We start from the raw sequence: 12,662 nt of genomic DNA, 5'->3' as shown, positions 1-12,662 counted from the left end.
ATGAACCGAATTACCCATTACTTCAAAAGCCTGCTGCTCCTTGAGCTGCTCGGTGGTCTGTGGCTGACCCTGAAGTACGCCTTCAAGCCGAAGTACACGATGATGTACCCGATGGAGAAGTTCCCGCAGTCGCCGCGTTTCCGCGGTCTGCATGCACTTCGCCGCTATCCCAACGGTGAGGAACGCTGCATCGCATGCAAACTGTGCGAAGCGGTGTGCCCGGCGCTGGCGATCACCATCGATTCGGCCAAGCGCGAGGACGGCACCCGCCGTACCACCCGTTACGACATCGATCTGTTCAAGTGCATCTTCTGCGGCTTCTGTGAAGAAAGCTGCCCGGTGGACTCGATCGTCGAGACCCACATTCTCGAGTACCACTTCGAGAACCGTGGCGAGAACATCGTTACCAAGCCGCAGCTGCTGGCCATCGGTGATCGGCTTGAAGCCGAGATCGCCGAGCGTCGCGCCGCCGATGCCGCTTTCCGCTGAGGTCGAATGATGGATTGGGTAAATATCAGTTTCTGGGTCTTCTCCATCGTGGCGGGCATTTCCGCTGCGGCGGTGATCAGCGTGCGCAATCCGGTCTACGCCGTGTTGTGCCTGATCCTGACCTTCTTCTCCGTGGCCTGCATCTGGATCCTGGTCGGGGCCGAGTTCCTCGGTGTCGCGCTGGTGCTGGTCTACGTCGGCGCGGTCATGGTGCTGTTCCTGTTCGTGGTGATGATGCTGGACATCGATCCCTCCAACCTGCGTGAGGGCTGGGTACGTTACCTGCCGCTGGGCCTGGTGGTGGCGGTGACGATGCTCGTGCAGATGCTGGTGCTGATCGGCGTGAAGGGCAGGGCGGTCAATCCGTTCCCGGCCGACAACGCTGCCGCGCTGGCGGCCGACACCTCCAACATCACTTGGCTGGCCCGCAGCCTGTTCACCGAGTACCTGCTGCCGTTCGAGTTCGCTGCCGTCATCCTGACCGTGGCCGTGGTTGCCGCCGTCATGCTGACCCTGCGTCGCCGCACCGGCCTGAAGACCCAGAACCCGTCCGAGCAGACCATGGTCAAGGGCAGCGATCGCCTGCGCATCGTCAAGATGGATGTGGAGAAGCCGGTCGTGCACACCAATATCAAGCCGTCCAGCAACGAGGAGGCGCAGCCATGATCACGCTTGGCCACATTCTGGCGCTGGGTGCGGTGCTGTTCTGCATCAGCCTTGCCGGCATTTTCCTCAACCGCAAGAACATCATCGTGCTGTTGATGTCCATCGAGTTGATGCTGCTGTCGGTCAACATCAATTTCGTCGGGTTCTCGCGTGAGATGGGTGATACGGCCGGACAGCTGTTCGTCTTCTTCATCCTGACCGTGGCCGCGGCCGAGGCCGCCATCGGCCTCGCGATCCTGGTAACCCTGTTCCGTACTCGCCGCACCATCAATGTCGGCGAAGTCGATTCGCTGAAGGGCTGATCCGTAGATGGAAATCACTCTCTCCAAGAGTCTGTTGATCGCAGTGGTGCTCGCACCGCTGTTCGGCAGCATCATCGCCGGCCTGTTCGGTCGTCAGGTCGGTCGCGCTGGCGCGCAGGCGGTCACCATCCTCGGCGTGGCGGTCAGCTGCGTGCTGTCCAGCTACGTGCTGTACATGCTGCTGTGGGGCGGCGCCCAGCCGTTCAACCAGAACCTCTATACGTTCTTCGACGTGGGCCAGTACTCGGCGCACGTCGGCTTCATGGTCGACAAGCTCACCGCGATGATGATGGTCGTGGTGACCTTCGTATCCTTCCTGGTGCACGTGTACACCATCGGCTACATGCAGGATGACCCGGGCTACCAGCGGTTCTTCAGCTACATCTCGCTGTTCACCTTCTCGATGCTCACCCTGGTGATGAGCAACAACTTCCTGCAGCTGTTCTTCGGCTGGGAAGCGGTGGGCCTGGTGTCCTACCTGCTGATCGGGTTCTGGTTCAAGCGCCCGACCGCCATCTTCGCCAACATGAAGGCCTTCCTGGTCAACCGTGTCGGTGACTTCGGCTTCATCCTCGGCATCGCCGGCGTGTTGTGGGTGTTTGGCACCCTGGATTACGCCACCGTGTTCGCCAACGCCCAGGTGCTGGGCCACCCGGATGCGCTGATCCAGATCTGGTCGGGCACGATCGATCTGTTCGGCACCTCCATCCCGGTGATGAGCGAGCCGGTGATCTGGTCGGTCGCCACCGTGATCTGCATCTGCCTGTTCATCGGTGCGATGGGCAAGTCGGCCCAGGTGCCGCTGCACGTCTGGCTGCCGGACTCGATGGAAGGCCCGACCCCGATCTCGGCCCTGATCCATGCCGCGACCATGGTCACCGCGGGCATCTTCATGGTCACCCGCATGTCGCCGCTGTTCGAGCTGTCGCAGACCGCGCTGAACTTCGTGCTGTTCATCGGTGCCACCACCGCGTTCTTCACCGGCCTGATCGGCATCGTGCAGAACGACATCAAGCGCGTCGTCGCGTACTCCACGCTGTCCCAGCTGGGTTACATGACCGTCGCCCTGGGTGTGTCGGCGTACTCGGCGGCCGTGTTCCACCTGATGACCCACGCCTTCTTCAAGGCGCTGCTGTTCCTCGGCGCGGGTTCGGTGATCATCGCCATGCACCACGAGCAGGACATGCGCAAGATGGGCGGCCTGCGCAAGTACATGCCGATCACCTTCGTCACCATGTGGATCGGTACGCTGGCCCTGGTCGGTACCCCGTTCTTCTCCGGCTTCTACTCCAAGGACACCATCATCGAGGCCGCGCAGCACCACGCGCATGTGTCCTCGAGCTGGGTGGCAACCTACGGGTACTGGGCGGTGCTGGGTGGCGTGGTCGTGACCAGCTTCTACAGCTTCCGCCTGCTGTTCCTGACCTTCCATGGCAAGGAGCGCTTCCGCGACGCGCATGATGCCCATGGTGACGGCCATGACGATAAGCACGCCGGTCACGGCCATGACGATCACCACGCCGCTGACGCGCATGTCGCCGACGCCCACCACGGCGACGCGCATCATGACGATCATGGCCACGGCCATGGCGCGCATGAGCCGCACGAAACCCCGTGGGTGGTGACGCTGCCGCTGATCCTGCTGGCGATCCCCTCGATGGTCATCGGTTTCTTCAGCATCGGTCCGATGCTGTATGGCACCGACTGGGCCGGCGACCACGCCGACGCCGCCATCCCGGGCCAGGTGCATTCGTTCTTCACCGGCATCGTTGATTTCTACGACCCGGCGCGCAACACCATCGGTGCGCTGGCCGAAGAGTTCCACGGCCCGGTGGCCTTCGCGATCCACGGCATGATGGCTCCGGCCTTCATCCTGACGGTGGTCGGCTTCCTGCTGGCGGCGCTGTTCTACCTGTGGAAGCCGGAACTGGCCGGCAAGGCCCGCAAGACCTTCGCGCCGATCGTGTCGGTGCTGGAGAACAAGTACGGCTTCGACAAGCTCTGGATCGGCGGTTTCGCCGGCGGCGGTATCAAGCTCGGCAAGGTTTCGCGCGCGATCGACACGAATGTGGTCGATGGTGTGGTGGTCAACGGTTCGGCGCGCCTGATCGATCTGGCGGCCAACCTGCTGCGTCGCACCCAATCCGGTTTCCTCTATCACTACGCCTTCGCGATGATCATCGGCCTGATTGCCCTTCTGGGCGTCCTGATGCATTACCTGCGTTGATGACCTGTACGGAATAAGAAGACGTGTCGAACTGGCCCCTACTTAGTGTTCTCATCTGGCTGCCGATCATCGGTGGTGCATTGATCCTTGCCATCCGGGATGCCCAAACCGCCCGGTGGGCGTCCCTGGGCGTCGCGGTGCTGACCTTCGTGGCCAGCCTGTCGCTGCTCAGCGGCTATGACACGGGAATCGACGCGCTGCAGTTCGTCGAGACCCGCGCCTGGATTCCCGCCTACGACATCGGCTACAACCTCGGCGTCGACGGCATCGCGATCGCCCTGATCCTGCTGACCACGCTGGTCTCGGTGCTGGCCCTGATCGGTGCCTGGAGCGCGATCGACAAGCGCGTGAACCAGTACGTGGCCGCCTTCCTGATCCTGGAAGGTGTCACCGTCGGTATCTTCTCGGCGACGGACGCGATGCTGTTCTACGTGTTCTTCGAAGCGATGCTGATCCCGATGTTCCTGATCATCGGTGTCTGGGGCGGCCCGCGCCGCATCTATGCCGCGCTGAAGTTCTTCCTGTACACCTTCCTCGGCTCGGTGCTGATGCTGGTGGCGCTGATCTACCTGTACCTGAAGGGCGGCAGCTTCCAGCTGGCCGACCTGTACCAGCTGCAGCTGTCGGGCAAGGAACAGACCTGGATCTTCTTCGCCTTCCTGATCGCCTTCGCGGTCAAGGTGCCGATGTTCCCGGTCCACACCTGGCTGCCGGACGCCCACGTGGAAGCGCCGACCGCCGGCTCGGTGATCCTGGCCGCCATCGCCCTGAAGATCGGTGGCTACGGCTTCCTGCGCTTCAACCTGCCGATCGTGCCGGACGCCTCGCATGAATGGGCCTGGCTGGTGATCGCGCTGTCGCTCATTGCGGTGATCTACGTCGGCCTGGTCGCCCTGGTGCAGGACGACATGAAGAAGCTGATCGCCTATTCGTCGATCGCGCACATGGGCTTCGTCACCCTGGGCACCTTCATCGCCCTGTGGCTGGTGCGTGACGCCGGTAACCCGGACGCAGCCCGCCTGGGCCTGCAGGGCGCGATGGTGCAGATGGTCTCGCACGGTTTCGTGTCCGGCGCGATGTTCTCCTGCGTGGGTGTGCTGTACGACCGCATGCACAGCCGCCGCATCGCCGATTACGGCGGCGTGGTCAACGTGATGCCCTGGTTCGCCACCTTCGCCATGCTGTTCTTCATGGCCAATGCCGGCCTGCCGGGTACCAGCGGTTTCGTCGGTGAATTCATGATCATCATGGCCAGCTTCCAGCGCAATCCGTGGCTGGCACTCGGCGCGGCGAGCACCCTGGTGATCACCGCGGCGTATACGCTGTGGCTGTACAAGCGCGTGTTCTTCGGTGAAGTGGCCAACGCCCATGTCGCCGAACTGAAGGACATCAACGGTCGCGAGTGGCTGGTGTTGGGTGTATTCGCCGTGGGCACCCTTGCCCTGGGCCTGTACCCCAAGCCGCTGACCGACCTGATGGAGCCCTCGATCGCGAAGCTGGCGATGCAGATCGCATCCAGCAAGCTGCTGTAATCGGGCCGTCGAGAGTATTGATTCCAGGATTTGATGATGACCACCTCGCCGCTGTTGCCACTGACCGCCGCTGACCTCCCGCCGCTCGCTCCCGAGCTGGTGCTGGTTGGCAGTGCGTTCGCCCTGTTGATGCTTGATCTTTTCATCAGTGAGAAGAACAAGATCTGGACCCACCTGTTCTCGATCGCTGCACTGGCGGTCGTGTTCTTCATGCTCGCCACCGGAGTGGGCGGGCAGGGCGAGGTCTTCCACGGCATGTTCGTCCGCGACAACGCGGCCGACGTGATGAAGACCGTGATCGTGCTGTGCAGCGGCCTGACCCTGATCTACGGTTGGAGCTACCTGCGCGAGCGCAAGCTCTACCAGGGCGAGATCCCGGTGCTGATCCTGTTCGCCACCGCGGGCATGATGATCCTGGTCTCGGCCGGCAGCCTGCTGATGGTCTATCTGGGCCTGGAACTGCTGGCGCTGTGCTCCTACGCCCTGGTCGCCAGCAACCGTGAAAACGGCCTGGCCTCGGAAGCGGCGATGAAGTACATCGTGCTCGGCTCGCTGGCGTCGGGCCTGCTGCTGTACGGCATGTCGCTGATCTACGGCGCCACCGGCTCGCTGCACCTGGATGCCATCAACGCGGCCATTCCGCATACCGAAGAGAAGATGCTGCTGCTGACCGGCGCGGTGTTCATGATCGCCGGCGTGGCCTTCAAGCTGGGTGCGGCACCGTTCCACATGTGGCTGCCCGACGTCTACCAGGGTGCCCCGGCACCGGTCGCGCTGTTCATCAGCTCGGCCCCGAAGCTGGCGGCGTTCGGCATGGCCTACCGCCTGCTGGAAATGGGCGTGGGTCCGCTGGCCGACGAGTGGAAGTACCTGATCGGTGGTCTGGCCGCACTGTCGCTGGTGATCGGCAATCTGATGGCGATCGCGCAGACCAACCTCAAGCGCATGCTCGCGTTCTCGACCGTCTCGCACATCGGCTTCCTGCTGATGGGCATGGCCGGTGGTGGCGAGCGGGGTTACTCGGCGGCGCTGTTCTACGCCCTGAGCTACGCGATCATGTCCACTGCTGCGTTCGGCGCGATCATCGCCTTGTCGCGTAATGGCTTTGAGGCCGAGAAGATCGAAGACTTCAAGGGTCTGAATGCCCGCAACCCGTGGATGGCCGGCCTGGTGCTGTGCATCATGGCGTCGCTGGCAGGCATCCCGCCGTTCCTGGGCTTCTGGACCAAACTGGCCGTGCTTGGCGCGGCGATCCAGGGCGACATGCTGTGGCTCGCGATGGTCGGCGTGATCTGCGCCGTGATCGGCTGCTTCTACTACCTGCGCGTCATCAAGGTCATGTACTTCGATGAGCCGGTGGGTGAGCCGCTGCCGGCCAACAACGACCGCGTGCTGGGCGTGGTGCTGGGCGTGAATGCCCTGGCGCTGCTGGCCCTGGGCGTGGCGTGGAACCCGATCATGGTGTGGTGCCAGCAGGCATTTGCACATATTTCGTAAAAAACGATACAAACGTGCGCAACTCGTGTAATATTCATCTCCTGAGTTGTTGATGCAGCGGTTTCGCCAGAACATCGTTGCTAGGAAGCCCCCCGGGTCTTCCGCACTCATCCGCTTCTGCTGCGGGGTGGAGCAGTCTGGCAGCTCGTCGGGCTCATAACCCGAAGGTCGCAGGTTCAAATCCTGCCCCCGCTACCATATAGCTCCGGTGCAAACCGGAGGCAGTGGACGAATCAAGCGATACCGGAAACGGTGTCGCTTTTTTCGTTCCTGGGTCTGGCTCGCCTTTCACAGCCGATGTTTCAAAGGGGTTGCACGGGAACTCAAACTCCCTTACAATTCCGCTTCTGCTGCGGGGTGGAGCAGTCTGGCAGCTCGTCGGGCTCATAACCCGAAGGTCGCAGGTTCAAATCCTGCCCCCGCTACCACAGAAAATCTGCAGTGCAGATGCAGTAGACGAAAAGGCGATCTCGGCAACGAGGTCGCTTTTTTCGTTATGGCATCGGCATCGAAGCGCACCCAAGATCAATGACGAGTAGTGGTTGGCGGGACCATTGGGCGACATGGATGTCGCCCATGAGCCCCCATGGGTGAGGGCGCATTGCCTGCGAGGCACTGCCTCGCATGCGTTCGAACGCACAGCCGCCAGCGGCTGGGCCGGGCCGCGGAGCGGGGTTCACGGCGCGTCCCGCGGACCTGCCTGCACCGATGCCCTGGACGAAAGCCGAAACAGCCCGCTTTGGCTGTTCAGCTTTCCGAATAGAGACACCACAAACCACCCCAGCCATTGCACCAGCGCGGTGCAACGGCTATCATCAGTGGCTTAGCGGACTGTCTACTCATCTCCTGTCAACGGAAATGAACAGGCCCCGCAACCGGCTTCCAGGAACGGCAACCTGTACCCAGGCCGCCGTGACCCCCGGAACGCTGGGCTCGCAGGAACGCACCACGTGCGCATCTGCACCGGAATCCAGCATGACCGGAGTTGTACCGGACAGGGGCCCAACGGGCCCTTTGTTGTTTCCGGAAGGTGGTCCATGCAACGGACCAGACCCGTATTTCTTTTCAACGAATCAAGGCCGACTGTGAGCGACAAGGCAACCGAAATCGCGAATCTGCTCGCCCCCACCGTTCAGTCGCTGGGTCTCGAGCTGCTGGGCGTGGAATATCTGACCGCCCCGGGTGGTGCCACGCTGCGCCTGTACATCGACGTGCCGCTGGCCGAACAGCCCGAGCGCATCGTCAACATCGACGACTGCGAACGCGTCAGCCGCGAAGTGTCCGCCCAGCTGGACGTCGAGGACCCGATCACGGCGAACTACACGCTGGAAGTGTCTTCGCCGGGCGTGGACCGCCCCCTGTTCACCGGCGACCAGTTCGAGCGCGCCATCGGCGAATCCGCCAAGGTGACGCTGAGCCTGCCGCAGGACGGCCGCCGCCGTCTGCAGGGCGAGATCCTCGCCGTGGATATCGAACAAGGCACGGTCACCTTCAAGGTCGACAATGCCCCGTTTACCGCCGACATCGACAACATCGACAAGGCGCGCATCATGCCGGACTGGGCCGCCCTCGGCCTGGCTCCGACCAAACCGACTGGCCCGGCACCCAAACAGGGTGGCAAGGCGAACAAGAAACCATCCAACGAGCCGGCGGCCAAAAAGCCGCGCGCGGAGTGAGCCAATGAGCAAGGAACTTTTGCTGGTAGTGGATGCGGTCGCCAACGAAAAAGGCGTCCCGCGCGAAGTCATCTTCGATGCCATCGAGGCAGCGTTGGCTTCGGCTGCCAAAAAGCGTTACCCGGAAGAAGAAGTGCTGGCCCGTGTGTCGATCGACCACAAGGACGGCAACTACGAAACCTTCCGCCGCTGGGAAGTGGTGGCCGATGACGTGGTCATGGAGTCCCCGGACCGCCAGATCCGTCTGATGGACGCCATCGATGAAGCTGACGGCGTGGAAGTCGGCGACTACATCGAAGAGCAGATCGAAAACCCGGACTTCGGCCGTATCGCCGCACAGGCCGCCAAGCAGGTGATCGTCCAGCGCGTGCGCGAGGCCGAGCGTCAGCAGGTGGTCGATGCGTGGAAGGATCGCGTCGGCGAACTGTTCACCGGTGTGGTCAAGCGCGCCGAGCGCGGCAACATCTATGTGGACCTGGGCGGCAACGCCGAGGCCTTCATTCCGAAGGACAAGGGCATTCCGCGCGACGTACTGCGCGCTGGCGACCGCGTGCGCGGTTACCTGGCCGAAGTTCGCTCCGAACCGCGTGGCCCGCAGCTGTTCATCAGCCGCGCCGCCCCGGAATTCATGATCGAACTGTTCAAGCTCGAAGTGCCGGAAGTCGGCCAGGGCCTGGTCGAGATCAAGGCCTGTGCACGTGATCCGGGCGACCGCGCCAAGATCGCCGTGCTGGCCCACGATTCGCGTACCGATCCGATCGGTGCCTGCATCGGCATGCGCGGTTCGCGCGTGCAGGCCGTGTCCAACGAGCTCAATGGCGAGCGCGTGGACATCGTGCTGTGGAACGAGAACCCCGCCAACTTCGTCATCAACGCGATGGCGCCGGCGGAAGTGCAGTCGATCATCGTCGATGAAGAAAAGCACTCGATGGACCTGGCCGTGGCGGAAGAGCGCTTGGCCCAGGCGATCGGCAAGGGCGGCCAGAACGTCCGTCTTGCCAGCCGCCTGACCGGTTGGCAGCTCAATGTGATGACCCAGGACCAGGTGACCGCCAAGTCCGAGGCAGAGCAGGGTGTTGCCCGCCAGCTGTTCATGGACAAGCTGGAAGTGGATGAAGAAATCGCCGCCATCCTGGTGACCGAAGGCTTCAACACCGTGGAAGAAATCGCCTACGTCCCGGTCGGCGAACTGCTGGCCGTGGAAGGCTTCGACGAAGACATCGTCGAAGAGCTGCGTGCCCGTGCCCGCGATGCGCTGCTCAACGAAGCGCTCGCGGTGGAAGAAGGTCTGGAAGACGGCTCGCCGTCGGAAGACCTGCTCGCCCTGGAAGGCATGGACGAGGCAACTGCCTACGCCCTGGCCGGTCACGGCGTGCGTACCAGTGAGGACCTGTCGGACCTGGCCGCCGACGAGATCCTCGAGTTCGGCATCGAGGACATGGACCAGGAGCGCGCCGCCGCCCTGATCCTTGCCGCCCGAGCCGAGGAGATCGCCCGCCTGGAGCGCGGCGAATGAGCCAGCGATGAACAGTGCCCTGACCCGCTCAGGGCTTAGACTCCGCGCTGCCTTCGCACGTTTCGAGGGAGCGCCAACCAGATCATAGGATCCGAATGTCGCAGCAAACCACCATCCGCAAGCTTGCCGAACTGGTCAACACCCCGGTCGATAAACTGCTCGTACAACTTGCCGAAGCCGGCATGAAGTTCAGCGGTCCCGACCAGGTCGTGACCAGTACCGAAAAGGTGAAGCTCCTGGGCTTCCTTCGTCGCTCGCACGGCAAGACCGAGCAGCCCGTCGAGAGCACCGACGAAGCCGCCAAGAAGATCACCCTGAACCGTCGCAAGTTGCAGGAAGTGACCGTCAGTGCCGGCCGCAGCAAGACGACCGTCAACGTGGAAGTGCGCCAGAAGCGTACCTACATGAAGGACGCCAGCGGCAAGCCGATGACCGCGGATGAGGAGCGCGCCGACATCCTGCGCAAGCTGGAGGAATCCCGCCAGCGCAATCTGGACGAGCAGCGCGCACTGGCCGAGAAGGACCGTGCGCGCGACGAAGAAATCGCCCGCAAGCGTCAGGAAGAAATCGACGCCAAGGAACGTGCCGAAGCCGAGCGCAAGGCGGCCGAAGCCGCTGCTGAAGCGGCCAAGAACGCACCGCCGGCCCCGGCTGCGGCCAAGCCGGCTGCTGCCGATGCACCGGCCCGCAACGCGCGCCCGGCTGCACCGTCGGCTGCCCGTCCGGCACCGCGTTCGGACGATCGCAACTCGAACAACAACAACAACCGTCCGGGCGCCAAGCGCGATGACGATGGTGGCAACCGCTTCGCCGGTCAGCTGCATCTGTCGGCCGCCGATCGTGCCCGCCGCGGCAACAACAGCAACTCGCGCGGTCGTCCGACCGGGCGCGTGCAGCACGGCAGCCGCCGTGACAGCAACCAGTCGCGCAGCGGCGGTGGTGCCCATGGGTTCGAACGTCCGGTCGCTCCGATCGTGCGTGACGTCACCATCGGCGACACCATCACCGTCGCCGATCTGGCCCAGAAGCTGGCCGTCAAGGGCGGCGATGTGGTCAAGGCGCTGTTCAAGATGGGCGTCATGGCGACCATCACCCAGACCATCGACCATGATACTGCCGCGCTGGTGACCGAAGAACTCGGCCACAACGTGATCCGTGCCAACACCAACGACGCCGAAGACGCGCTGCTGGCGCTGGCTGGTGGCAACCAGGGCGAGCCGGTGGCACGTCCGCCGGTGGTCACCATCATGGGCCACGTCGACCACGGCAAGACCTCGCTACTGGATTACATCCGCCGCACCAAGGTTGCCACGGGCGAAGCCGGTGGCATCACCCAGCACATCGGTGCGTACCACGTTGAAACGCCGAAGGGCGTGATCAGCTTCCTGGATACCCCGGGCCACGCGGCGTTTACGTCCATGCGTGCCCGCGGTGCCAAGCTGACCGACATCGTGGTGCTGGTGGTGGCGGCCGATGACGGCGTCATGCCGCAGACCAAGGAAGCCATCCAGCACGCCCGTTCGGCGGGTGTGCCGCTGATCGTGGCGATCAACAAGATCGACAAGTCCGGTGCCGATCCGATGCGCGTCAAGAACGAGCTGCTCACCGAGCAGGTCGTCTCCGAAGATTTCGGTGGTGACGTGCAGATGGTCGAGATCTCGGCCAAGGCCGGTCTGGGCATCGATGACCTGCTGGACGCGATCTCGATCCAGGCTGAACTGCTGGAACTGAAGGCCGTGGCCGACGGTCGCGCCACCGGCGTGGTCATCGAGTCCTCGCTGGACAAGGGCCGTGGCCCGATCGCCACCGTGCTGGTGCAGCAGGGTTCGCTGAAGAAGGGCGATTACCTGGTCTGCGGTATCCAGTACGGCCGCGTGCGCGCCCTGTTCGACGAAACCGACGCACAGCCTGATCAGGCTGGCCCGTCGATTCCGGTGCAGGTGCTGGGTCTGTCCGGCGTGCCGGATGCCGGTGATGACTTCGTCGTGGTTGAAGACGAGCGTCTGGCCAAGGACGTTGCGCAGCAGCGCGAAACCAAGCGCCGTGAATCGCGCCTGGTGCAGTCCGCGGGCAGCCGCATGGAAGACATCATGGCGACTCTGGGCAAGGGCGATGGCCAGCAGGTGCTGAACCTGGTGATCAAGGCCGATGTGCAGGGTTCGGTGCAGGCGCTGAGCCAGGCACTGGTCGCGCTGTCCAACGACGACATCCGCATCAACGTGATCCACTCCGGCGTGGGCGGCATCACCGAATCGGACGCCAACTCGGCGGTTGCCTCCAAGGCCACCGTGATCGGCTTCAACGTGCGTGCCGACGCCTCCGCGCGTCGCATCATCGAGTCCAACGGTGTGGACCTGCGTTACTTCTCGATCATCTATGACGTGATCGATCAGGTGAAGCAGGTGGCCTCCGGTCTGCTCGGCGTGGAAATCCGCGAAGAGATCATCGGTATCGCCCAGGTCCGCGATGTGTTCCGCAGCTCGAAGTTCGGTGCGGTCGCAGGCTGCATGATCATCGAAGGCACGGTGAAGCGCAGCAAGCCGATCCGCGTCCTGCGCGACAGCGTCGTGGTCTTCGAAGGCGAGCTGGAATCGCTGCGTCGCTTCAAGGAGAACGTCGAAGAAGTCCGCAACGGTACCGAATGCGGTATCGGCGTGAAGGCTTACAACGACGTCAAGCCGGGTGATCAGATCGAGTGCTTCGAGCGTATCGAAGTGCCGCGCACCCTGTAATGTTCCAGGCCGGACCGCATCGCGC

Annotated in this window: 9 protein-coding genes and 2 tRNA genes; all 11 read left to right on the top strand. The window is 63.3% G+C overall.

All coding sequences use genetic code 11. The features are described 5' to 3' along the window. The 11 genes from nuoI (at position 1) to infB (ending at position 12,637) form a co-directional block, all read left to right on the top strand. Positions 1 to 489 (top strand): NADH-quinone oxidoreductase subunit NuoI, encoded by a 489-nt coding sequence (nuoI, locus tag AC1DIQ_RS02265; protein ID WP_121038409.1) that lies wholly within the window; start codon positions 1 to 3, stop codon positions 487 to 489. Between the two features lie 9 nt (positions 490 to 498). Further along, positions 499 to 1,155: an NADH-quinone oxidoreductase subunit J gene (locus AC1DIQ_RS02260; protein ID WP_121041162.1), complete on the top strand. Its 657-nt coding sequence runs from the start codon at positions 499 to 501 to the stop codon at positions 1,153 to 1,155. Then, positions 1,152 to 1,457: an NADH-quinone oxidoreductase subunit NuoK gene (nuoK, locus tag AC1DIQ_RS02255; protein ID WP_019182685.1), complete on the top strand. Its 306-nt coding sequence runs from the start codon at positions 1,152 to 1,154 to the stop codon at positions 1,455 to 1,457. The genes AC1DIQ_RS02260 and nuoK overlap by 4 nt, the downstream gene beginning before the upstream one ends. Before the next feature lie 7 nt (positions 1,458 to 1,464). Next, positions 1,465 to 3,684: an NADH-quinone oxidoreductase subunit L gene (gene nuoL, locus AC1DIQ_RS02250; protein ID WP_478049381.1), complete on the top strand. Its 2,220-nt coding sequence runs from the start codon at positions 1,465 to 1,467 to the stop codon at positions 3,682 to 3,684. 23 nt (positions 3,685 to 3,707) lie between these two features. Next, a complete protein-coding gene (locus AC1DIQ_RS02245; RefSeq protein ID WP_282260951.1) occupies positions 3,708 to 5,216 on the top strand; it encodes an NADH-quinone oxidoreductase subunit M in 1,509 nt (502 codons plus the stop codon). 36 nt (positions 5,217 to 5,252) lie between these two features. After that, positions 5,253 to 6,713, top strand: coding sequence for an NADH-quinone oxidoreductase subunit NuoN (gene nuoN / locus AC1DIQ_RS02240; protein ID WP_176989302.1), 1,461 nt, complete (start codon positions 5,253 to 5,255; stop codon positions 6,711 to 6,713). Positions 6,714 to 6,834: 121 nt separating this feature from the next. Further along, positions 6,835 to 6,911 (top strand) — tRNA-Met (locus AC1DIQ_RS02235). Between the two features lie 153 nt (positions 6,912 to 7,064). Beyond that, positions 7,065 to 7,141, top strand: a tRNA-Met gene (locus tag AC1DIQ_RS02230). 657 nt (positions 7,142 to 7,798) lie between these two features. Then, the gene (gene rimP / locus AC1DIQ_RS02225) at positions 7,799 to 8,389 is read left to right on the top strand and encodes a ribosome maturation factor RimP (RefSeq protein ID WP_121038397.1); all 591 of its coding nucleotides are present in this window, start codon (positions 7,799 to 7,801) and stop codon (positions 8,387 to 8,389) included. Between the two features lie 4 nt (positions 8,390 to 8,393). Continuing rightward, on the top strand, positions 8,394 to 9,905 hold the full coding sequence (gene nusA, locus AC1DIQ_RS02220) for a transcription termination factor NusA (protein ID WP_478049380.1): 1,512 nt from the start codon (positions 8,394 to 8,396) through the stop codon (positions 9,903 to 9,905). 95 nt (positions 9,906 to 10,000) lie between these two features. After that, on the top strand, positions 10,001 to 12,637 hold the full coding sequence (infB, locus tag AC1DIQ_RS02215; protein WP_478049379.1) for a translation initiation factor IF-2: 2,637 nt from the start codon (positions 10,001 to 10,003) through the stop codon (positions 12,635 to 12,637). The last annotated feature ends 25 nt before the right edge of the window (positions 12,638 to 12,662 follow it).

The sequence above is a fragment of the Stenotrophomonas sp. 05L413 genome (assembly GCF_056397945.1).
This window is presented reverse-complemented; position numbering and strand designations above follow the sequence as displayed.

What these genes read in the sequence shown, in the direction of transcription:
- nuoN (WP_176989302.1), top strand. Translation starts at nt 5,253, where the DNA reads ATGACCACCTCGCCGCTGTTGCCACTGACCGCCGCTGACCTCCCGCCG.
- nuoL (WP_478049381.1), top strand. Translation starts at nt 1,465, where the DNA reads ATGGAAATCACTCTCTCCAAGAGTCTGTTGATCGCAGTGGTGCTCGCA.
- nuoI (WP_121038409.1), top strand. Translation starts at nt 1, where the DNA reads ATGAACCGAATTACCCATTACTTCAAAAGCCTGCTGCTCCTTGAGCTG.
- AC1DIQ_RS02260 (WP_121041162.1), top strand. Translation starts at nt 499, where the DNA reads ATGGATTGGGTAAATATCAGTTTCTGGGTCTTCTCCATCGTGGCGGGC.
- nusA (WP_478049380.1), top strand. Translation starts at nt 8,394, where the DNA reads ATGAGCAAGGAACTTTTGCTGGTAGTGGATGCGGTCGCCAACGAAAAA.
- nuoK (WP_019182685.1), top strand. Translation starts at nt 1,152, where the DNA reads ATGATCACGCTTGGCCACATTCTGGCGCTGGGTGCGGTGCTGTTCTGC.
- infB (WP_478049379.1), top strand. Translation starts at nt 10,001, where the DNA reads ATGTCGCAGCAAACCACCATCCGCAAGCTTGCCGAACTGGTCAACACC.